At 73.2% G+C, this 20,708-nt stretch carries 16 protein-coding genes and 1 pseudogene; 12 read left to right on the forward strand and 5 right to left on the reverse strand.

Features of this window, described 5'->3' with window-relative positions; all coding sequences use genetic code 11:
• The first annotated feature begins 15 nt into the window (after positions 1–15).
• Complete coding sequence (locus ABZV93_RS02580; RefSeq protein ID WP_354929106.1) at positions 16–942, forward strand: DNA-3-methyladenine glycosylase 2 family protein; 927 nt, start codon at positions 16–18, stop codon at positions 940–942.
• Here the strand turns inward: ABZV93_RS02580 and ABZV93_RS02585 are convergent.
• On the reverse strand, positions 927–2,150 hold the full coding sequence (locus ABZV93_RS02585) for a coenzyme F420-0:L-glutamate ligase (protein ID WP_354929109.1): 1,224 nt from the start codon (positions 2,148–2,150) through the stop codon (positions 927–929). The genes ABZV93_RS02580 and ABZV93_RS02585 overlap by 16 nt on opposite strands.
• Positions 2,147–3,124 carry a 2-phospho-L-lactate transferase gene (gene cofD / locus ABZV93_RS02590; RefSeq protein WP_354929112.1) on the reverse strand — a complete coding sequence of 326 codons (978 nt, stop codon included), beginning with the start codon at positions 3,122–3,124 and terminating at the stop codon, positions 2,147–2,149. Before cofD ends, ABZV93_RS02585 begins: the two co-directional genes overlap by 4 nt.
• Positions 3,125–3,348: 224 nt before the next feature.
• Here cofD and ABZV93_RS02595 point away from each other — a divergent pair, with 224 nt between their 5' ends.
• From ABZV93_RS02595 to ABZV93_RS02610, 4 genes are all read left to right on the forward strand, one after another.
• On the forward strand, positions 3,349–4,977 hold the full coding sequence (locus tag ABZV93_RS02595; protein WP_354929115.1) for a hypothetical protein: 1,629 nt from the start codon (positions 3,349–3,351) through the stop codon (positions 4,975–4,977).
• A 417-nt stretch (positions 4,978–5,394) separates the two neighbouring features.
• Positions 5,395–5,652 (forward strand): WhiB family transcriptional regulator, encoded by a 258-nt coding sequence (locus tag ABZV93_RS02600; RefSeq protein WP_354929118.1) that lies wholly within the window; start codon positions 5,395–5,397, stop codon positions 5,650–5,652.
• A 205-nt stretch (positions 5,653–5,857) separates the two neighbouring features.
• Entirely contained in the window at positions 5,858–9,232 is a 3,375-nt protein-coding gene (locus tag ABZV93_RS02605) for a glycosyltransferase family 2 protein (RefSeq protein WP_354929121.1), read from the forward strand.
• A complete protein-coding gene (locus ABZV93_RS02610) occupies positions 9,229–10,770 on the forward strand; it encodes a DUF5719 family protein (protein WP_354929124.1) in 1,542 nt (513 codons plus the stop codon). The genes ABZV93_RS02605 and ABZV93_RS02610 overlap by 4 nt, the downstream gene beginning before the upstream one ends.
• An 84-nt stretch (positions 10,771–10,854) precedes the next feature.
• Here the strand turns inward: ABZV93_RS02610 and ABZV93_RS02615 are convergent, their stop codons facing one another.
• A complete protein-coding gene (locus ABZV93_RS02615) occupies positions 10,855–11,409 on the reverse strand; it encodes a metallopeptidase family protein (protein WP_354929127.1) in 555 nt (184 codons plus the stop codon).
• A 234-nt stretch (positions 11,410–11,643) separates the two neighbouring features.
• Here ABZV93_RS02615 and ABZV93_RS02620 point away from each other — a divergent pair, with 234 nt between their 5' ends.
• The 5 genes and pseudogenes from ABZV93_RS02620 to manA all read left to right on the forward strand — a co-directional run bounded on the left by ABZV93_RS02620 (position 11,644) and on the right by manA (position 16,021).
• Positions 11,644–11,997, forward strand: coding sequence for a DUF3499 domain-containing protein (locus tag ABZV93_RS02620; RefSeq protein ID WP_354929130.1), 354 nt, complete (start codon positions 11,644–11,646; stop codon positions 11,995–11,997).
• Between the two features lie 85 nt (positions 11,998–12,082).
• Positions 12,083–13,468 (forward strand): phosphomannomutase/phosphoglucomutase, encoded by a 1,386-nt coding sequence (locus tag ABZV93_RS02625; RefSeq protein ID WP_354929133.1) that lies wholly within the window; start codon positions 12,083–12,085, stop codon positions 13,466–13,468.
• 25 nt (positions 13,469–13,493) lie between these two features.
• Positions 13,494–13,667, forward strand: a pseudogene (locus tag ABZV93_RS02630) (Trm112 family protein); the annotation flags it as partial.
• Positions 13,668–13,766: 99 nt separating this feature from the next.
• Entirely contained in the window at positions 13,767–14,813 is a 1,047-nt protein-coding gene (locus ABZV93_RS02635; RefSeq protein WP_354929136.1) for an SIS domain-containing protein, read from the forward strand.
• 44 nt (positions 14,814–14,857) lie between these two features.
• Positions 14,858–16,021 carry a mannose-6-phosphate isomerase, class I gene (gene manA / locus ABZV93_RS02640; RefSeq protein ID WP_354929139.1) on the forward strand — a complete coding sequence of 388 codons (1,164 nt, stop codon included), beginning with the start codon at positions 14,858–14,860 and terminating at the stop codon, positions 16,019–16,021.
• Between the two features lie 4 nt (positions 16,022–16,025).
• Here the strand turns inward: manA and ABZV93_RS02645 are convergent, their stop codons facing one another.
• Positions 16,026–17,399, reverse strand: a complete 1,374-nt coding sequence (locus tag ABZV93_RS02645; RefSeq protein ID WP_354929142.1) for an adenylosuccinate lyase family protein — start codon at positions 17,397–17,399, stop codon at positions 16,026–16,028.
• Positions 17,400–17,586: 187 nt separating this feature from the next.
• Here ABZV93_RS02645 and ABZV93_RS02650 point away from each other — a divergent pair, with 187 nt between their 5' ends.
• Positions 17,587–18,534 (forward strand): cation diffusion facilitator family transporter, encoded by a 948-nt coding sequence (locus ABZV93_RS02650; RefSeq protein ID WP_354929145.1) that lies wholly within the window; start codon positions 17,587–17,589, stop codon positions 18,532–18,534.
• Here the strand turns inward: ABZV93_RS02650 and ABZV93_RS02655 are convergent, their stop codons facing one another.
• Positions 18,535–19,047 carry a MerR family transcriptional regulator gene (locus ABZV93_RS02655; RefSeq protein WP_354929148.1) on the reverse strand — a complete coding sequence of 171 codons (513 nt, stop codon included), beginning with the start codon at positions 19,045–19,047 and terminating at the stop codon, positions 18,535–18,537. It abuts the gene before it with no gap.
• A 115-nt stretch (positions 19,048–19,162) separates the two neighbouring features.
• Between ABZV93_RS02655 and ahcY the strand changes: the two genes are divergently transcribed.
• Entirely contained in the window at positions 19,163–20,611 is a 1,449-nt protein-coding gene (ahcY, locus tag ABZV93_RS02660) for an adenosylhomocysteinase (RefSeq protein WP_354929151.1), read from the forward strand.
• The last annotated feature ends 97 nt before the right edge of the window (positions 20,612–20,708 follow it).

A 20,708-nucleotide genomic window follows, 5' to 3' on the forward strand; every position in this document is an offset into this window, starting at 1 on the left:
CAGCAGACTGGACCCATGTCCGCGCCGACCGTCGAACGCACCCGCACGGTGGTGACCGACGCTCCGGTCGACCCGGTGCTGACCCTGCGCGGACTCCGGCGTGGCGGCGGCGACCCCGTGCACCGCACCGGGCCCGACGGCGCGATCTGGCGCGGCACCCGCACCCCCGAGGGCGTGGCCACCGTCGCGGTCTCGGCCCGGCCCGCCGACGGCGCGATCGAGGGACGCGCGTGGGGTCCCGGCGCGGGCTGGATCCTCGACCACCTGCCCGGGCTGGTGGGCGCGGAGGACGACCCGGCCGGCTTCGAGCCCGGGCTCGCGCTGCTGGAACGCCTGCACCGCAGGTTCGCCGGCTGGCGAGTGTGCCGTACGGGCCTGGTGATGGAGTCCCTCACCCCCGCGATCCTGGAGCAGAAGGTCACCTCCACCGAGGCGTGGCGGTCGTGGCGCGAACTCGTATGGCGGTTCGGTGAGCGCGCGCCCGGCCCGACGCCGTTCCCGCTGTGGGTTCAGCCGGACGCCCGTACGCTCGCCGGGCTGCCGTCGTGGGAGTGGCACCGCGCGGGAGTCGGTCCGCAGCGGGCCGAGACGCTCGTCCGTTGTGCCCGGGTGGCGACGGCCCTGGAGCGGACGGTCGGGCTGGACTTCGCCGAGGTCGAACGCCGGTTGCGCAGCGTCCCCGGGGTCGGGGTGTGGACCGCCGCGGAGGTCATGCAGCGGGCGCACGGCAACGCCGACGCGGTGTCGGTGGGCGACTTCCACGTCGCCAAGTCGGTGGGCTGGGCGCTGGCCGGTGAACGGTACGACGACGAGACCATGCTGGCGGTGCTGGAACGCTGGCGCGGCCACCGCTACCGCGTCACCCGGCTGATCGAACTCGCCGGGATCACCGCACCGCGCCGCGGCCCGCGCTTCTCCCCGCGCGACTACCGCGCCTTCTGAGCCCTCGTCCCGGCAGCGCCGATCGCCAGTGCCCCGATCGGTTCGGCGTCCGCGGGCAGGACGTGGCGTACCGCGGGCGCGGCGACCTCGGCCGGCAGCCACTGGCAGGCGAGCCCCTCGACCACGCAGGAACGCACCAGCCGCTCGCGCAGTCCGCCGGCCCCGAGGAGGGCGTCGGTACGGCCCGACCCGCCGTCCGCGCGGACGTGGACGACGACCAGGACGGGTATCGAGGAGGGCAGGCCGAGCGCGTCCAGGATCGGCTTGAGATCCCGCGCCTCGGTGATCTCGACCGCGCCCCAGCGGCTGTGCGCCCCCGGCTCGGCCAGGTCGGCCAGGTCGGCCAGGTCGGCCTGTTCGGCCGGCTCGGTGGACTCGGCCGGCTCACCGATCACTCCGGACAGCGCCCGGCGTACCTGGTCGGCGTCCACCGCCACGTCGGCCGGCGGTCCGGTGGTGACCGGGAGCCGCAGTGCCTCCCGCCGGGCCTCCCGCGCGCCGAGCCGGAACATGTCGTCCTCGGCGGACCGGACCAGGGCACGCACGCCCGGCCCGTCCTCGTCGGTGACCAGCGCGGCGAGTCCGCGGACGATCGCCACCGGGACCTGCGCGCTCTTCCCCTTGACGAGTTCGGCCGCGCCGGCGATCTCGTCGGCGTGCGCGGGGGCGGTGACGACGAGCTCGTTGCCGTACGCGTCGACCCGGCCGCGGTGCTCCTCGACCACGCGTACGCCGGCGGCGCCGATGGCGAGGTCGGTCTGGCCGAGCCGCCAGGGCCGGCCGAAGGTGTCGGTGACCACGACGCCGATCCGTACGCCGAGGCGTTCGGTCAGCCCTCGCCGCAGCCTGCGCGCGGAGTCGTCGGAGTCCAGCGGCAGCAGCAGCAACCGGCCGGGCTCGACGTTGGACGCGTCCACGCCGGCGGCGGCCATCACGAACCCGTGCCGGGTCTGGACGATCTGGGTGGGTCCGCGTTCGGCGACCACGCGTACGGTCTCGGAGCGGATCGCGGCGAACCGGTCGTCCCCGGCGACCACGCGGCCCTCGGACTTGCTGACGATCTTGCTGGACACCACGATCACGTCGCCGTCGCGGACGTCGGTGGCGTGCTCGGCCACCAGGGCGGCGAGATCGTCACCGGCCCGGACCTCGGGGATCCCGAGGACGGGGGTGACGAGGATCGAGCCGGTACGCGGGTCGTCGCTCACCGGCGAGCCTCCTCGGCGAGTTCCAGGGCGACGTCGGCCATCGCGGCGGTGGCGGCGACGTCGGTCATCATCAACGGCACGGCGCGGGCGGCGATGCCCGCCTCGCGGATCCGACCCACAGAGTCGGCGTCGCGTTCGTCGACCAGCCAGCCGTCCAGCAGCCCGCCGCCTGCGCGGGCGCCGAAGTGCAGCGCGACGCCGGCCGCGGAGGTGTCGACGCCGATGGCGGGGAGAAGCTTGTCCGCCATCCCGCGTACCGGCGCGCCGCCCACGATCGGGGACAGCCCGACCACCGGCGCGGAGGCGGAGCGCACGGCATCGCGGACACCGGGCACGGACAGGATCGGCCCGACGCTCACCACCGGGTTGGACGGGGGCAGCAGGAGCAGGTCGGCACCGGAGATCGCCTCGAGTACGCCGGGCGCGGGGGTCGCGTCCCCGACTCCCTCGACGTCGACGGTGAGCACCGGCAGGGACGCATGGTGACGTACCCAGTACTCCTGGAAGTGCAGCCGGCGCCGGCCGCCGGGGGAGTCCGGGTCCTCCACGACCACGTGAGTCTCCACCCGGTCGTCGGTCATCGGGATCAGGCGTACCGGCAGCCGCCAGCGCGCGGTCAGCGCGGCGGTCGCCTCGGAGAGGGTCCGGCCCTCGGCCAGCATCGCCGTACGGACCAGGTGGGTCCCGATGTCGCGGTCACCGAGCCCGAACCACGACGGCACCGAGTCGTACGCCCGGATCTCCTCCAGGGCGTTCCAGGACTCGTCCGCGCGGCCCCAGCCGCGGGCGTCGTCGTTGCCTCCGCCCAGGGTGTACATGACCGTGTCCAGGTCGGGCGAGACGCGCAGGCCGTAGAGGGTGAGGTCGTCACCGGTGTTGCCGATGACCGTGACCTCGGCGTCGGGGGAGTGGGCGAGCAGGCCGCGCAGGAAGCGCGCGGCGCCGATACCGCCGGCGAGAACCGTGATCCGCACGCCACCAGTGTGCCCCCTCTCCCTCATGGGGCGGTCGCCGCGTCTTGTCCACAGGCCGGTCGGGACGGATCGGGCGATCTGCGCCATAGTGGTGCCGGTCGCCGGGGGGCTCGCTGCGACCAGCCGCCCATGGGATCGATCATGGGCCCACCACGTGGGTCCCCATGACAGGCCCACGTGTGGGAGGCTGCAGCCGACTTCACACCCAGATTTGGGGGTAGCACGTGGTTACCGAGACGACCAAGCCGCAGCGTGAGCTGTTCGCATGGGTGCTGCTGGGCGCCGGCATCCTGGTCGGACTGGTGGCGGTGTCGCGACTCGGCATCGACAGCGGCTCCGGCTTCGCGCTGACGGCGTTCGCCTACCAGGGCCGCTTCGTACAGCCGGTCCTCGTGGCCCTCCTTGTGCTCGCGGTGGTCCTCGTGACCCACCTCGGCGAGCCCACGCCGAAGGCGCGCGTCATCACCCTGGTCGCGCTGGCCGTGCTGGCGATCCTGACCCTGCTCGGGCTGGTGACCTGGCTCGGCGGCATGGCGGCCGACGTTCGCCTGCCCAACGGTGCCGGAGCCTTCGGTATCGACGGCAAGCTGGCCACCGCGGTGCAGCAGCTCGCGTATCTCGCGATCGCCGGCGCCGCGCTCTTCTTCATGTTCACCACGCTGAAGGCACTGCCGCAGCCGGTGGGCAGCCTGACCGGCGGCAAGCTCGGCGACAAGATCGGGAGCAAGACCGGCGGCAAGCGCGAGAGCCGGAAGGACAGGCGCGCGCAGGACAAGTCCGGCGGCCTCCTCGGCCAGTTCGGCGGTGGGCAGCACGGTGGCGGACACGACCAGCGTGACGAGCAGCACCAGGGCCAGTACGCCCAGTCGGCGTATGCCGGCGGATACGACCAGCGCCAGTACGACCAGCGCCAGTACGACCAGGGCCGGTACGACCAGGGCCAGTACGACCAGGGCCAGTACGACCAGGGGCAGTACGCCCAGCAGGGCTACGACCAGGGCCAGTACGGCCAGCAGGGCTACGACCAGTACGCGCAGCCTGGTTACGACCAGGGCCAGTACGGCCAGCCCGGTTACGACCAGGGCCAGTACGGCCAGCCCGGTTACGACCAGGGTCAGTACGGCCAGCCTGGTTACGACCAGGGTCAGTACGGCCAGCCCGGCCAGTACGCCCAGCAGGGACAGCCTGGCTACGACCAGTACGCCCAGGGGCAGGACCAGTACGGCCGGCAGGGCTATGCCCAGCACGGTCACGACCAGGGGCAGTACGGCCAGCAGGGCTACGACCAGGGCCAGTACGGCCAGGGTCAGTACGCCCAGCAGTACGAGCAGCAGCAGTACGGCCGGCCGGAGTACGGCCGGGGCGAGTACGGCGGCCACGACCAGCGTCGCGACTTCTCCGAGACCGGCGACGGCGGGCAGCACGGCCCCTACCCGTCGTTCGGTCAGGACGCCGGTCAGGAGGCCGGGGCGACCGAGCCCCGCGACCACCACGCCGACCCTGACACCCGCGACCCGCGGCACGAGCAGAGTGAGCCCGACTACGGCCGGCCCGCGGGCCGCGCTGCCCGGCGTGACCCGGACAGCACGCAGTTCTTCGGCCGCGACTACCCCGAAGGAGCCGACGCCCCGGCCGCCCGGCCGGAGGAGCAGGGCGCCCGGCGGCCGGCCGAGGCCGACGACGAGGACGACGACCACACCCGCGTCGTCCGGTTGGGGAATCTCGACGGGCCCGACGGCGAGCCGGGTCCGGACGAGGCCCCGCAGGCGCAGGGTGAGCACGGCGCCGGCCGCGGTGACCAGGCGCAGCCCCGGGAGGAGCAGCAGAGCTGGTGGTCGCAGCCGCCACGCTGAGGCGTGAAGCGCGACGCGCCACCGTGGGCGTGACGATCGGGCCCGGCCAGAACCCAGCTTCTGGCCGGGCCCGATCGCGTTGTCGGCGATCGGATCCCTTTGTGTGGTTGGGATTTTCTCCCTTCCGCACCCTCGATCGTCTTGTCCGGTTGAGGTTTCCGCCCCGCTCCGGGTGGCTATGTCCGCTTATAGCAGACCTCAAGTTGACGTAGCGGGATTTCCGGCATGTAATTTCAGCTGTGTCATTCCCGCCGTTCCGGGGAAGTACCAGAACGGTGTGACACGGAAGCACCACTCGGAGTTTGGTGCGGGAACGGACGGCGACGTCGACCCGGTCTGCGCAGCGAGTAACCCGAGTAACTGGTCGGCAACGGGGATTGTTTGCTCACGGGGACGTGGGTCGAGGAGGCGAGGACCGTGGCAGAGCCCAGCCTGCTGCACGGCAGCGCCGAGGAAGAGCTCAGCTGGCAGGACCGCGCGCTGTGCGCGCAGACCGACCCGGAGGCGTTCTTTCCGGAAAAAGGCGGATCCACCCGCGAAGCCAAGCGGGTGTGCATGGTGTGCGAGGTCAGATCCGCGTGCCTGACCTACGCACTGGAGCATGACGAACGCTTCGGTATCTGGGGCGGCCTCTCCGAGCGGGAGCGCCGTCGGATGAAGAAACGCGCGGTCTGAGCGACAGCCCTCAGGCCGTCGGGCTCGGGACCGCGGGTCATGTGCTCGCGGTCCCGAGCCGTAAGAACCGGTCCGAGCGCTGATCCGGGGCGTCCACGCACAGGTGGATGCCCGGCCTGTCCCAGGCTGAGGTCGTTCGCCGGAAGCGTCGCGTAGTGTGTGGCCTTGCACCGAGCCCCCCACTCTGTGAGGTCCCGCTTTCCGCATGAGCGAGCGTTCAGGAGCCGAGGCGTCGTCGCGCCCAATCGTCACCGCCGTCGTCGTGTCCCACAACGGCGCGCCGTGGCTGCATGAGCTGATCGCCGGGATCCAGGCACAGACCCGTCCGGCGGACCGTGTGGTGGCCGTCGACACCGGCAGCCTGGACGACTCCCGCGACCTGCTGGTCGGCAGGCTCGGCGGTCCGGTGATCGACGCGCCGGCACGCACCGGCTTCGGTGCCGCCGTCGCCCGCGCCGTCCAGGCGCTTCCTCCGGCCGAGCCGGGCGAGTGGCTGTGGCTGTTGCACGACGACTGTGCCCCTGCCCCCGGTGCGCTGGAGGCGCTGGTCCGCCAGGCCGAGTCCGCCTCCGGGGCCGCGGTCCTCGGCCCCAAGCTGCGCGACTGGCCCAGTGGCCGGCGGCTGCTCGAGGTCGGGGTGACCATCGCCGGCAGCGGCGCCCGCGAGACCGGTCTGGAGTTCGGCGAGTACGACCAGGGCCAGCACGACGGCGTACGCGAGGTCCTGGCGGTGAGCACCGCCGGCATGTTCGTCCGCCGCGACGTGTTCGAGCACCTCGGCGGCTTCGATCCCCAGCTGCCTCTCTTCCGCGACGACGTCGACTTCTGCTGGCGCGTCGTGCGTGCGGGCCACCAGGTGCTGACCTGTCCCGACGCCGTCGTGCACCACGCGGAGGCGGGTCGCCAACGCCACCGCCTGCTGGACGCCGTTCCCCACCGGCCGCGGCTGACCGACCGCCGCAACGCGCTCTACACCCTGCTGGTCGACTCCGCGGCCTGGCGGGTCCCCTTCCTCCTCGTCCGGCTGGCGGTGGGCTCGCTGCTGCGGGTGCTCGGCCTGCTGGTCGCGAAGTGGCCCGACGCGGCGTACGACGAGTTCCGCGCCTTCGTCGGCGCCTACTCCCGGCCCGACCTGATCCTGCGTGGCCGGCGCCGGCGCGCCCGGACCGCGAAGGTCGGCAGCGGCGCCGTCCGCCGGTTGCTCCCACCGCCGTGGATCGGCCTGCAACACGCCTTCGACGGGCTGATGGCCCTGGTCTCGGCCCGGTCCGGCACCCACGTCGGCACCGGCCGGCGGTCCCGGCGGGTGATCGAGACCGGCCCGGTCGCGGAGGAGACCGAGGAACTCGACGACGACACCCCGGGCGTCTGGCGGTGGCTGGTCGCCCGGCCGGCGCTGCTGGTCGTCCTGGCGGTGACCGTGGTGACGCTGGTGGCGTGCCGCAACCTGCTCGGCGGCGGCACGCTCGGCGGTGGCGCGCTGCTGCCCGCCCCCGACGGCGCGGCCGACCTGTGGCGCCGCGCGTACGAAGGCTGGCACCCGGTCGAGCTCGGCAGCAGCCGCGCCGCGCCGCCCTACCTCAGCGTCCTCGCCCTGGTCAGCTCGCTGTTCCTCGGCAAGGCATGGCTGGCCGTCGACGTGCTGCTGCTCGGTTCGGTGCCGCTGGCCGCGATCACCTGCTACCTCCTGATGCGTCCGGTGGTCGCGACCCGGCCGCTGCGCCTGTGGGCGACGGCGACGTACGCCCTGCTGCCGGTGGTGACCGGTGCCGTCGCGGCCGGCCGGATCGGCACCTGCGTGGCGATCGTGGTCCTGCCCCTGGTCGCGCTGGCGGTGCTGCGGACGTACGGACCGGGGGTGACCGTCGGCTCCTGGAGCGCCGCCTGGGCCGCCGGCCTGCTGCTCGCCGTCCTCACCGCGTTCGTCCCCGTCGGATACGTCGCGGCGCTGCTGCTCGGGCTGGTGGCGATCGCGCTGCCCACCCTGCGCAAGCCCGGAAGCGTGGGCCGGATCGTCGTGGCGCTCGCGGTGCCGCCGCTGGCGCTGTTGCCCTGGCTTCCGGTCGTGGCCCGCGACCCCCGCGTCCTGCTGGGCGAGGCCGGGCTGGCGGCACCGGGACTGGCCGATTCCCGGCTGGCTCCGTTGCGGCTGGCGTTCGGCAGCCCGGGCGGACCCGGCGTGGCCCCGGTGTGGATGTTCGGCCTGCTGTGCGCGGTGGCGCTGGTGGCGCTGCTGCGCCGTGACCGGGCGCGCGGCGTCCTCGCGGCCTGGGGGCTCAGCCTGGCCGGGCTCGCGCTCGGCCTGGTGCAGAGCCGGCTCACCGTCGGCGTGGAGTGGGCGCCGGTGGGAGTCCCGGCCTGGCCCGGTCTGGCATCGGTGCTCGTCCTCGCCGGCTGGATCCTCGCGATCGTGCACGGCGCCGACGGCGCCCGCCGCGTCTTCCGGCAGCGCAGCTTCTCCTGGCGTCAGCCCGGCATCGGTGTGGCCGTCGTGGTCGCGGTCATCGCCCCGTTGCTCGTCGCCGGGTGGTGGATCATCCGCGGCGCGGACGGCCCGCTCAACCGGGACGCCGGGCCCGCGGTCCCGGCCTACATGCGGGCCGCGCAGAAGTCCGCTGCCCAGCCCCGGGCGCTGGTCGTCCAGGCCGACGACGGTTCGGTCAGGTACGCACTGCTGCGCGGCACGGCCGCCCGCCTCGGCGACGCCCAGACCGGCACACCCGCCCGCACACTCGACCGGCTGGACAGCACCGTCGGTGACCTGCTCGGCGACACCCAGCGGGAAGCCACCGCCGCCCGGCTGGCCTCCTACGACATCGGGTACGTCTACCTCCCCGCCCCCGCCGACGCCGCGTCGGCCGAACGCCTGGACGCGACGCCGGGTCTCCTCCGGTCCAGCGCGCCCGACGGCGCGGCCGCCTGGAAGGTCGACCTCCCGGTCGGCCGGCTGCGGATCCTCGACCCGCGGGCGACGGCCGGCGGTGCCGGCGCGTCCGGATCCGCGTCCGCAGCCACGTCGGCCAAGGTCGTCGGAGTGGACCCCGACGGCGCCGCGATCACGGTGCCGGACGGGCCCGCGGGCAGGTTGCTGGTGCTCGCCGAGGCATACGACACGTCCTGGCGGGCCAGCCTGGCCGGTGAGCACCTGAAGCCGGTACGCCACGACGGCTGGGCGCAGGCGTTCGAGTTGCCCGCGAACGGCGGCCGGCTGGTCCTCGACTCGACGCCGAAGCTGCACGGCGAACTCCTCGCCGTCCAGGGCTTCCTGGTCCTGGTGTTCCTGATCCTCGCCCTGCCCACCCGGCAGCGGCGGGACCCGCAGCCGATGGAGCAGGCGGGCGGCCGGCGCGTCGGCGGTTCGTTCGGCACCGACGGCAGGCCCGGAAGGCGGTCGGCCGCGGCGGGTGCACCCGCTGGTGCGTCCTCGGCGGGGGACACCCTGACCGGCAGCACGCTCAGCGGAACCACCCGGACCGGCGGCCCACAGTCCGGATCACAGGCCGGCGACCCCCCGACCGGCGGCACCCCGACCGGCCCACGAGATCCCGACCGTCCTCGTGAGGGGGCCCGAAACCGATGAGCAACCCCTTCGTCCGGCTCGGCGCCGTCGTGGTGGCCGCGGCTGTGCTGGTCGGCGGCGCGACGCTGGCCACCCCGGCGCTGACCTCGGCCGGCGAGCCGGCTCAGGCGGCCGGCCGGCCCACCCGCGTTCCGCTCGACCGCACGACGTTGGTGTGCCCGGAGTCCCGCTACGTGCCCTCGGAGAGCGCGACCGACGTGACCGCCGTGGCCGCACCGGCGCGGATCGACGCACCCGGTGTGGGTGCGCAGGCCGCCCGCCGTGGTGCCGCCGCACCCGGCAAGCTCGCCGTCCTGCCTCTGGGGTCGGCCAAGCCGCTGACCTCGGTCGACCAGCGCGAACGCCTGGCCGCCTACGAGGTCCGGAAGGACCGCACGCCGCCGCTGCTGGTCAATGCCCAGGGTGCGGTGGCCCCGGGAGCCGCCGCCGGCCAGTTCACCCGGTCCGGGTCCGGCCCGCTGCGCGGTCTGGCGGAGGCACCGTGCACCCAGCCCGGCACGCAGTTCTGGTTCGTCGGCACCGGCAGCGCGCTGGGTCAGCACGGCCGCCTGTACCTCACCAACAGCGACGAGGGCTCGGCCCAGGTAGACCTGCGCCTGTACGACGAGAAGGGCCCGGTCGACGCCGACGCCGCCCGCGGGCTCACCGTCGCACCGGGCCGGCAGACCGTCGTCGAGCTGGACAAGCTGGCACCCACCAGCAAGCGGCTCGCGGTGGCGGTGGTGGCCCAGCGCGGCCGGGTCGCCGCGGCACTGCGCAACGACGCCCAGGATGCCGACACCGCGATGGGCGTCGACTGGATCCCCTCGGCGTCGGCGCCGGCCAAGCAGGTCCTCGTGCCCGGCGTCGCTCCCGGTGACGGCGAACGCGTCCTCAGCGTGGTGGCCCCGGCAGACTCCACCGCCAGCGTGAACCTCTCCGTGCTCGGCCCTGACGGCACCTTCCGCCCGTCCGGGCTCGGCGACCTGGAGGTCAAGCCGGGCACGGTCGCGGAGATCCCCCTGCAGGAGGCGCTCCGCAAGCAGGCGGGTGCGGTGCGGGTGGAGTCCGACGTTCCCGTCACGGCCACCGTCCGGAGCGTGTTCGGTTCCGGCTCGAAGCCGCACGACGTGGCGTACTCCGCGGCGTCGGCCTCGCTGGCCGGTCCGGCCGTGGTGCCGTCCACCGACGCGGGGGAGGGCAGGTCCGCCAGCCTGCTGCTGTCCAGCCCCTCCCAGCAGGCGGTGAACGCCTCGGTGCGGTTGTACTCCGACGACGGTCGCGAGGTGGGGTCGACGAAGGTGACGGTCCGACCCGGCAGCACCGTGGAGACCAAGCTGGAGCCGAAGGACGTCAGCCGCTACACCGTGGTTGTCACGCCCGACAGCGGCGGCCCGTTGTTCGGCACCAGGCTGCGGGTGGAGGACGACCCCGACGGGCCGATGGCTTCGTCGTGGACGCTGACCTCCGCCGAGTCGACCGTGGTGCGCCCGGCGGCCCGCTCCGACATCGGTGCGGGGATCGGGGTCCGGGAGACCGTGGACCCGATGTTCCGGTAGTAGGCCGGGGGCAGCGCCGGAGGCCTTCCGGCGTACGGCCGGGGGGTGCGCGTGCCGCGGGCCGTGCCGCCCCTGCGAGCCGGCCTACTCCTCGCCGTAGTCCGGGTCGATGTCGGCGGGCCCGAGCCCCAGCAGGTCGGCGACCTGTTCGACCACGACGTCGTGCACGAGCTCGGACAACTCCGTCACTCCGACCGCGCGAAGCTCGATCGGGCGGCGGTAGACCACGATCCGGGCGGGCTCGTCGCGTCCGGACGACGCCAGCACGGCACCGAGCGGGATGTCGACCAGCCCGTGGTCGCGGCGCGGGTCCGGAACGTCCTCGACGGCGAACTCCACGCCGTCCAGTTCGGTGGCGAACCGGCGTTCGAGCTCCTCGACCGCATCCAGGACGAACTCGTCGAAACGCTCGGCACGGCTGCGGGCGATGGGGACGCCGCTCGGCGCCAGTGGCCCGCGGGTGGCGATCGGCCCGCGCATGCCCCGGCCGTGCCGGTCCCGGCGGCGTGCGGGCCGTCCGTTCGGCCCGCCGGCCGTGGGAGCGGCGGAGTCGGCCGCCGGCAGCGAGGATCCGGGTGGGTCCGTGGGGGGTACCGATCGGCCGGCACCGGCGTCGTCTGGTGCCTCGGGTGCGCTCACGATCCGAGCTTAGGGCGTGCCCCGCGGACGCGCCTCGGGGTACGCAGGTCGGACCGATTCGCCGCGGCGACCGGGCCGGTGAGACGCACTGCCGGTCCGGTACGACACACGGTGACCGGTGATGCCCGGTCCGATACCGACCGGCCCGCGGCAACCAGCCGCTTTGCCGGTCTGCGACAGGTATGAGCGTGTTAGGTGGTCTGCCGAGGCGGTGGACCGGTACCATCCCCCCTCGTGGGCACGCTCAGGAAATGTTCTCGTACGGCGTGCTCCCGCCCTGCCGTGACGACGCTGACCTACGTCTACGCCGAGTCCACGGCCGTGCTCGGGCCCCTCGCCACCTACGCCGAGCCGCACTGTTACGACCTGTGTTCGGAGCACTCCGAACGTCTCACGGTCCCGCGCGGCTGGGAGGTCATCCGGCTCGCCCCCGACCCCGAGTCCCTGCGGCCCTCCGCCGACGACCTCGAGGCGCTGGCCAACGCGGTCCGCGAGGCGGCTCGCCCGCGCGACACCGCGCCGGAGCCGTCGCCCGAGTTGGGCCGGCGGGGCCATCTGCGCGTACTCCGCAACCCCGACAACAACTGACCGAGCCGGTACGAATACTCCGGACTTCGGAGGGTGACCGGCGCGCTACGTCTCCGGTGTCGGTATGCGCGGATATGGTGGCCGGGTGTCTGACCCGGAGAAGATCTTCAAGGCGTATGACATCCGCGGAGTCGTGCCGGACGACCTGGACGCCGACCTCGTGCGGACGATCGGCGAGGCCTACGTCGAGGTGCTCGACCGACCGGCCGCCGTGGTGGTCGGCCGCGACATGCGGGTGGCCTCACCGGAGCTGGCCGAGGCGTTCGCCGCGGGTGTGACCAGCCGGGGCTGCGATGTCGTCGACATCGGCCTGGCCTCCACCGACGAGCTGTACTTCGCCAGCGGCCACCTCGACCTGCCCGGTGCGATGTTCACCGCGAGCCACAACCCGCCCGACTACGGCGGGATCAAGCTGTGCCGGGCCGGTGCGGCGCCGGTAGGGCAGGAGACCGGGCTGGCCCGGCTGCGGTCGCTGGTCGAGCAGGCCAGGCAGGGCCACCACGAGACGGTCGCCGACCTGGACGTCGTACCGGCCGGGAAGGTCGAGCGCCGCGACCTCCTCTCCGCGTACGCCGGCCACCTGCGCGGGCTGGTCGACCTGTCCGGGATCCGGCGGCTCACGGTCGCGGTGGACGCCGGCAACGGCATGGCCGGGCTGACCGTCCCGGCGGTGTTCGAGGGACTGCCGATCGACCTGGTGCCGATGTACTTCGAGCTGGACGGCACGTTCCCCAACCACGAGGCCAACCCGATCGAGCCGGCCAACCTGCTCGACCTGCAGGCGAAGGTGCGCGAGGTGGGCGCCGACATCGGCCTGGCGTTCGACGGTGACGCCGACCGCTGCTGGGTGATCGACGAAAACTCCCGGTCGGTCTCACCGTCGGCGATCACCGCCCTGATCGCGGTCCGCGAGCTGGCCCGGGAGCCGGGGGCGACCGTCATCCACAACCTGATCACGTCCCGGGCGGTCCCGGAGATCATCCGCGAGCACGGCGGCAAGCCGGTGCGCGAACGCGTCGGCCACTCCTTCATCAAGGCCACGATGGCCCGCACGGGTGCGGTGTTCGGCGGCGAGCACTCCGCGCATTTCTACTTCCGGGACTTCTGGCGCGCAGACTCCGGTCTGCTGGCCGCGCTGCACACGCTGGCCGCGCTGGGGGAGCAGGACAGGCCGCTGTCGGAACTCCTCCACGAGTACGACCGGTACGCTGCCTCCGGCGAGATCAACAGCCGGGTCGACGACCAGGCCGCCACGATGGCTCGGGTGAAGGCCGCCTACGCCGACCGGGTGGGCGTGACCGTCGACGAGTTGGATGGGCTTACGGTTGAGCACGCCGACTGGTGGTTCAACCTCCGCCCGTCCAACACCGAGCCGGTGCTCCGGCTCAACGCGGAGGCGGCCGACCAGGCGACGATGGAACGCCTGCGCGACGAGGTCCTCGGCCTCGTCCGCGGCACCGTGAACGCGTGAGGCCGCACCACCGAAGGGACCACAGGTGAATCTCAACCCCGCGCTGCTGGAGATCCTGGCCTGCCCGGCCTGCCGTTCCCCGCTGCACGCCGACGACGCCGCGTCGGAGCTGGTGTGCACCAACGCCGCCTGCGGACTGGCCTACGCCGTGCGCGACGACATCCCGGTGCTGCTGGTCGACGAGGCCCGCCGGCCCGACACCGGTCCGGGGGAGTCCGGAGGCGCGCCGGGTGAGTCCGGTTCGGACGCCGGCGCCACCGACGGGAACTCCCCGACCGGCACCGACGCTTGAACCAACGTGAGCGCCGAACACTTCGACGACGGCCTCCTCGACGACGAGGTGGAGCTGGCCCGCGCCGACACCGCCCTGCGTGAGCTGGCCGAGGCCGGTGCCCGCGTCCGGCGGGAGGCCGAGGCCGCCAAGGGTGTCGAGGACAGCCTCCGGGGAGCGGGCCGCCCGCGGGCCGTGGTCGCCGTCGGGGCCGACGCCCGCCTGCTGCGGGCGGTCCTGGAGCCTTGGTGCCCGGTGCCGTTCGTCGCCTGGCCCGGCCCCGGCCTGCCCGGCTGGGTGGGTGCGCTGGACCTCGTGGTGGTGCTTGCTCCCCGCGGTGGGGACGAGACGGCCGCGGCGGTGCACGACGCCGTACGCCGGGGGAGCACGGTCATCCTGGCCTGTCCGGGCGAGTCGGCACTGGCCGAGGCGGGGCAGGGCCGCGACACCATCCTGATCCCCGCGCAGACCGGCGACCCGCTGGCGCTGGCGGTCGTCGTACTCCAGCTTCTGCACGGGGTCGAGCTCGGCCCCGAAGTGTCGGCGGAGTCGGTCGCCCTGGCGCTGGACGAGGTGGCGTCGCGCTGCTCGCCGCACGCCGATCTGGCCGCCAACCCCGCCAAGGACCTCGCCCTCGTGCTCGCCGACGCGCTGCCGCTCATCTGGGGCGGTTCGGTGCTCGCGGCCCGCGCCGCCCGGCGGGTGGTGGAGACTCTGCGCCGGGCGTCCAACCGGCCGGCGCTGGCCGCCGACGCCGACCACCTGATGCCGGTGCTGGAGGGCGCGGAGCCGCGGGACCTGTTCGCCGACCCGTTCAGCGACCCGTTCGCCGACGGGGGCACGGCGTCGCTGCGCCCGGCCCTGTTCGTGCTCGACGACGGAGCCGAGCAGCCCTCGATCCGGGAGGCCCGGGGCCGGCTGCTCGCTGCAGCCGAGTCACGCGGTCTCCACGTCCGCACCCTGCGCTGGAACGAAGGACCGGAGGTGGCGAGGTACGCCGCCCTCCAGTCGCTCGGCACCTACGCCGCCGTGTATCTCGCGGTCGGCCTGGGCCGCTACTCCCCATCCACCTGAGCCGGCCGGGGTCCTTCCTCGACCGGCTACTACCTGAGGACGTCATGCAGCTGCTCGACAACCCGATCCGTCCGTACGCCTGGGGTTCACCGACCGCGATTCCGGCCATGCTCGGTGTCAAGCCGACCGGGGAGCCGCAGGCCGAGCTGTGGATGGGCGCGCACCCGGGGTCGCCGTCCGGCCTGGTCGGAAAGGAGCAGACGCTCCTCGACCTGATCGGCGCCGACCCGGAGGGCGAGCTCGGTTCGCCCTGCGTACGCGAGTTCGGGCCGCGGCTGCCGTTCCTGCTCAAGGTGCTGGCGGCGGAGAACCCCCTCTCGCTGCAGGCGCACCCTGACCCCGCGCAGGCGAAGGCGGGCTTCGAACGCGAGAACGCCGACGGCATCCCGGTGTCGGCGCCCCACCGCAACTACAAGGACGGCGACGCCAAGCCCGAGCTGATCTGCGCGCTCACCGACTTCGAGGCGCTGGTCGGGTTCCGGCCGCCGGCCGAGACGCTGGAGGTGGTCGGCGCGTTCGGCGTCACCGAGCTCGAACCCCTGCTGGCCCAGCTGCGCGAGCAGCCCGACGAGGAGGGGATGCGGGCGGCGTTCACCATGCTGATGACTGCGCCGGCCGACCGGCAGCGCGCGGTCGTCGACGCGGTGGTCGCCGCCTGCGCCGACCGTACGGACCCGGCCGCCGACCTGGCCCGCCGGCTGGGGGAGAAGTACCCCGGTGACCCCGGCGTGGTGGCGGCGCTGCTGCTCAACCACGTCCGGCTCGCCCCCGGTGAGGCGTTGTACCTCCCGGCGGGCAACCTGCACGCCTACGTCCACGGGGTCGGCGTGGAGATCCTCGCCAACTCCGACAACGTGCTGCGCGGCGGGCTGACCAGCAAGCACATCGACCTTCCCGAGCTCCTGCGGATCCTGGACTTCACGCCCCGGCGGGCGGAGATCCTCACGGCCGACGACGAGGGCCGCTACGCGACGCCGGCCAGCGAGTTCCGGCTGTCCCGGCACGTGGTCACCGGAGGTGCGGAGGTCACCCTGGATCCCGCGGGTCCGCAGATCCTGCTGTGCGTCGAGGGCACGGTGGCCGCTCGCGGCGAAGCCGGCAAGGTCGACCTCACGCCGGGCCGCTCGGCCTGGGCCGGCGCGGCCGAGGGCACGGTCACCCTGGCCGGGGACGGCGTCGTGTTCCGGGCCACCGCCGGCATCGGCTGAGGTTCTACCGCCGGGTGCCGACCGCCGTCCGGGCACGGGCGGCGGTCTGCCGGGCGATCTCGCTGCTGCACCCCGTGTGGGTCGCCGGGTCCAGCAGTGTCCCGATCCGGTCCTCGCTCAGCCGCCCCCGCACCCGCGGGTCGTGCTCCACCGCCTCGGCCAGCACCTCCGAAAACGAACGGCCGGTGGACGCGGCCGCCCCGGCCGCGTGGTGAACGAGGTCGTGCGCCTGCTGGCGGCCGAGGGCGTCGGCGAGTGCCATCATCACGGCCTCGGCCATGATCGCCCCTCCGGTGAGCTCGAGGTTGCGGCTCATCCGGTCCGGGAACACCCGGAGCCCGCCGAGGACGTCGCGCAGCCGGACCAGGGCGTCGGCGGTGAGCACCAGCGACTGCTCGACGGCCTCGTCCATCATCGCCGTCCGCGCGCCGTCGACCTCGTGCGGATGGATCATCGCCTCCAGCGCCAGCGGCACCAGGGCCCGCAGCTGGGCGCCGATGGTGATGACATCCATGCACAGCTTGGAGTTGCGCTTCTGCGGCATGGTCGAGCTACCCACGTCGCCCGGCGGGAGGGTCTCGGCCAGTTCGCCGAACTCGGCGGCGGCGAGCCGCGCGATCTCCTCGGCGATCGCGGAACCGGTCGCCGACAGCAGGGCGAGGACCGACACGAGCTCGGCGAACGGGTCGGCGATGCTCCGCGACGGTACGGGCATGCTGTGCAGGCCGAGGCGGCCGGCGAGTACCTGCTGGACCCGCGGGCCCTCCGGCCCCATGGCGGCGAACGTTCCGGTGGCGCCCCCGGCCATGGCGACGAACAGCCGGTCGCGGAGCTGTTCCAGGCGTTCCAGATGGTGCAGCATCGCGTCGATCCAGGCCGCCACCTTGAACCCGAACGTGATCGGCACCGCCTGCTGTGCGTGCGTACGGCCCGCCATCACGGTCTCGGCATGGGTGTCGGCGAGGTCGGCCAGCGTGCCCAGCACGTCGAGGAGCAGGTCGGCGACGATGGCGTGCGCGGCCCGGACGCCGAGGACGTCGCCGGTCTGCTGGATGTTCTGGGTGGTGGCACCCCAGTGCACCCAGCCGCCGTGGGCCTCGCCCGTCACCCGGGACAGCTCGGCGATGATCGGCATCATCAGGTGGCCGGTGCGGTCCTGCTCGGCGGCCAGCCGGTCCGGGTCCAGCAGCTCCAGCCGGGCGCTCGCCGCGATGGCCTCGGCAGCCGCCTCGGGGATCAGGCCGATCTCGGCCTGCGCCCGCGCCAGCTCCGCCTCGACGGCCAGGTAGCGCCGGCGCCGAGCGTCCGGGCCGAACACCGCCCGCATTCCGACGTCCGGCAGCCGGGCGTCGCTGATGCTTCCGTGCGCCAGTCGCATGGTGTCTCCTTCGCCGCCGGGCTCACCTGTGGCGGTGAGCTTAGAGTCCCCCCGCCTGGCTCGGGGACGGACCGGTTCGGTGGACGGCCGCGAGCCGGCGCCACGAGCGGACCGGCGCAAGCGGGCTGCCCAGGGGCAGGGCAGGATAGGGACTTTCCCACCGACCCGGATCTGACAGGAATCGTTCATGAGCGCAGAAGGCGGCTCCAAGGCCGTGATCGCGGCCCTGATGGCCAACCTCGGGATCGCGGTGACGAAGTTCCTGGCGTTCCTGCTGACCCAATCCTCGTCGATGCTCGCGGAGTCGATCCACTCCGTCGCCGACTCCGGCAACCAGCTGCTGTTGCTGCTCGGCAAGAAGCAGTCCCGACGTGGCGCCACCGCGCTGCACCCGTTCGGGCACGGCCGGGAACGCTACGTCTACGGCTTCATCGTCGCGGTCGTCCTGTTCACGGTCGGCGGGCTGTTCGCGCTGTACGAGGGCTGGCACAAGATCCTGGACCCGCACGGCATCGAAAGCTGGAAGTGGGTGCCGGTCGCCGTCCTGGTGATCGCCATGGTGATGGAGGGACTGTCGTTCCGTACGGCCGTCCACGAGGCCAACCGGGTCCGCGGCGACGTGAGCTGGCCGACCTTCATCCGCCGCGCCCGCGGCCCCGAGCTTCCGGTGATCCTGCTGGAGGACTCCGCGGCGCTGGTCGGCCTGGCCCTCGCCCTGGTCGGCGTGCTGCTCACCCTGGCCACCGGCAACGGCGTGTGGGACGGCCTCGGGTCGATCGCGATCGGCCTGCTCCTGGTCTGCGTGGCGATGGTGCTGGCGGCGGAGATGAAGAGCCTGCTGGTCGGTGAGTCCGCGACCCGCGAGACCGTACGCCGGATCGAGGAGGCGCTGGCCGCCGAGCCGCTGGTGGACCGGGTCATCCACATGCGGACGATGCACCTCGGACCGGACGAACTGCTGGTGGCGGCCAAGATCGCGGTCACCCCCACCGACTCCGCGGCCGAGGTCGCGCACGCGATCGACGCCGCCGAGGCGCGCATCCGGGAGGCGGTGCCGATCGCCCGGGTGATCTACCTCGAACCCGACCTGGACCGGACCCTGCAGGGGGGGTCCCGGACCGAGCCGCGGCGCTGATCAGCGCGGCCGCGGCCGGGGCGGCTGGAGCACCCCGCTGCGGCCGAGCCAGCGCAGCGCGCGATCCTTGTCGATCTCGGCGGCCCGGGCCGCCGGAGTGGGCAGCCGGCCGAGGCGTTCACCCAGCTCCCGCACCGCCGCGCCGACGGCGGGTTCGGCGAAGGCGCGCAGCGCGAACGCCACCGCGAGCGGCGTGACGTCGTACTTCTCCTCCAACTGCGCGGCGAGGGCGATGGTGTGCAGGTCCTCCTCGGTGTACTGCCGGTGACCGGCGTGGGTCCGGGGGTGGTTCCGGGCCTGGGGCCGGGGCTGCCCCGGCGGTCGACCGGGAGTGCTGCTCGGCGGCTGGTTCGGCGGCTGGCTCCGCGGCGGGACGGGGGTGAAGTCGGCGCCGTCGGGCCGCGGCCGCCACCACGAGTCGGCCCGCCCGCGGGGGACCAGGCCCAGCCGCTCGCGGTAGCGCAGCATCCGGGGGGACATTCCGAGGGCCTGAGCGGCCTTGCTGATCCGCATGGCGCCCATTCTGACAAACTTGTGTCAAGAACGCGCGTGGCGCCTGCGGGGAAGCCGCGAGGCCGCCTAGGCTCGCCGAACTGGGTTCCATCCGATACGGAGGTGCAAAACGCCCATGACGTTCGACTTCAAGGTCAAGGACCTGGGTCTGGCTGAGTTCGGCCGCAAGGAGATCCGCCTGGCCGAGCACGAGATGCCCGGCCTGATGGCGCTGCGCGAGGAGTACGCCGCCGCGCAGCCGCTCGCCGGCGCCAAGATCATGGGCTCGCTGCACATGACGGTGCAGACCGCGGTGCTCATCGAGACGCTGACCGCCCTCGGCGCGCAGGTGCGCTGGGTGAGCTGCAACATCTTCTCCACCCAGGACCACGCCGCCGCGGCCGTGGTCGTCGGGCGGAACGGCACCCCCGAGGACCCGCAGGGCGTCCCGGTGTTCGCCTGGAAGGGCGAGACGCTGGAGGAGTATTGGTGGTGCACCGAGCAGGCGCTCACCTGGCCGGCCGGTCCCGACGGTGAAGCCGGCCCGAACATGATCCTCGACGACGGCGGCGACGCGACGCTGCTCGTCCACAAGGGCGCGGAGTACGAGACCAACGGCGCGGTGCCCGACCCCTCCACGGCCGACACCGAGGAGTTCGCGATCGTCCTCGGCCTGCTGAAGAAGTCGTTCGCGGCCGACCCGACGAAGTGGTCCACCATCGCCGACCGCATCCAGGGCGTCAGCGAGGAGACCACCACCGGCGTCCACCGGCTGTACGAGATGCACCGGGCCGGCACGCTGCGTTTCCCGGCGATCAACGTCAACGACTCGGTCACCAAGTCGAAGTTCGACAACAAGTACGGCATCCGCCACTCGCTCGTGGACGGCATCAACCGCGGCACCGACGTCCTCATCGGCGGCAAGGTCGCGGTCGTCGCGGGCTACGGCGACGTCGGCAAGGGCGCGGCGGAGTCCCTGCGCGGTCAGGGCGCCCGGGTGATCGTCACCGAGATCGACCCGATCTGCGCGCTGCAGGCGGCGATGGACGGCTACCAGGTCCTCACCCTGGAAGACGTGGTGGAGACCGCCGACATCTTCATCACCACCACCGGCAACTTCAACATCATCACCGCCGACCACATGGCCCGGATGAAGCACCAGGCCATCGTCGGCAACATCGGCCACTTCGACAACGAGATCGACATGGCCGGTCTTTCGAAGCTGCCCGGCATCGAAAAGATCGAGATCAAGCCGCAGGTCCACGAGTGGCGCTTCCCCGACGGCCACACGATCATCGTGCTGTCGGAGGGCCGGCTGCTCAACCTGGGCAACGCCACCGGTCACCCGAGCTTCGTGATGTCGAACAGCTTCACCAACCAGGTGATCGCGCAGATCGAGCTGTTCACCAAGAAGGACGAGTACCCGATCGGCGTGTACGTCCTGCCCAAGCACCTGGACGAGAAGGTCGCCCGGCTGCACCTGGACGCCCTCGGCGTCAAGCTCACCGAGCTGACCAAGGAGCAGGCCGCCTACATCGGTGTCGACGTGGCCGGGCCGTACAAGTCCGACCACTACCGCTACTGAGTTCGTAGCAGTACCGAGTTCGTAGCAGTACCGGGCGCTCCGCCCGGTGATCACGCCCGGCGGGCGGTCTCCTCGTGAGGCCGCTCGCCGGGCGTTT

Origin of the sequence: Actinopolymorpha sp. NPDC004070 (assembly GCF_040610475.1) — a bacterium.
Lineage (GTDB): Bacteria > Actinomycetota > Actinomycetes > Propionibacteriales > Actinopolymorphaceae > Actinopolymorpha.

Excerpts from the sequence above, each read along its gene's own strand:
- ABZV93_RS02580 (WP_354929106.1), top strand. The coding sequence starts at position 16 with ATGTCCGCGCCGACCGTCGAACGCACCCGCACGGTGGTGACCGACGCT.
- ABZV93_RS02605 (WP_354929121.1), top strand. The coding sequence starts at position 5,858 with ATGAGCGAGCGTTCAGGAGCCGAGGCGTCGTCGCGCCCAATCGTCACC.
- ABZV93_RS02610 (WP_354929124.1), top strand. The coding sequence starts at position 9,229 with ATGAGCAACCCCTTCGTCCGGCTCGGCGCCGTCGTGGTGGCCGCGGCT.
- manA (WP_354929139.1), top strand. The coding sequence starts at position 14,858 with ATGCAGCTGCTCGACAACCCGATCCGTCCGTACGCCTGGGGTTCACCG.
- ABZV93_RS02645 (WP_354929142.1), bottom strand. The coding sequence starts at position 17,399 with ATGCGACTGGCGCACGGAAGCATCAGCGACGCCCGGCTGCCGGACGTC.
- ABZV93_RS02650 (WP_354929145.1), top strand. The coding sequence starts at position 17,587 with ATGAGCGCAGAAGGCGGCTCCAAGGCCGTGATCGCGGCCCTGATGGCC.
- ABZV93_RS02655 (WP_354929148.1), bottom strand. The coding sequence starts at position 19,047 with ATGCGGATCAGCAAGGCCGCTCAGGCCCTCGGAATGTCCCCCCGGATG.
- ahcY (WP_354929151.1), top strand. The coding sequence starts at position 19,163 with ATGACGTTCGACTTCAAGGTCAAGGACCTGGGTCTGGCTGAGTTCGGC.